The sequence below is a fragment of the Aeromicrobium phragmitis genome (genome assembly GCF_003674095.1).
GTDB classification, from domain to species: Bacteria; Actinomycetota; Actinomycetes; order Propionibacteriales; family Nocardioidaceae; genus Aeromicrobium; species Aeromicrobium phragmitis.
Genome location: NZ_RDBF01000296.1, coordinates 1 through 292 on the forward strand (window position 1 = coordinate 1; position 292 = coordinate 292).

The window sequence follows — 292 nt, forward strand, 5'->3', positions numbered from 1 at the left end:
CTGCGATGTTGACGCGCGGCGCCCACGGCACCTGCACGAGTTCACGGTCGATCTCCCGCTCAAGGTAGTAGCGGCGTTCATCATCGACGAGGTCCCACTTGTTGAACGCGATGACCAAGGCGCGTCCAGCTTCCTGGATCGCGTTGATGATGCGCACGTCCTGCTCACTGAGCGACTGGCTCGCATCGACGATCATGATGACGACCTCAGCCCGCTCGATCGCGGCGTTGGTGCGCAGGCTCGCGTAGTACTCGTGCCCGGACGCTTCCTTGACCCGGCGGCGGATTCCGGC

The 292-nt window shown here is 64.0% G+C and carries 1 protein-coding gene; it reads right to left on the bottom strand.

Going from position 1 to position 292, the window contains the following annotated elements:
* The coding region (locus D9V41_RS17425) for a GTP-binding protein (protein WP_243697339.1) at positions 1-292 on the bottom strand (292 nt) is incomplete at both ends.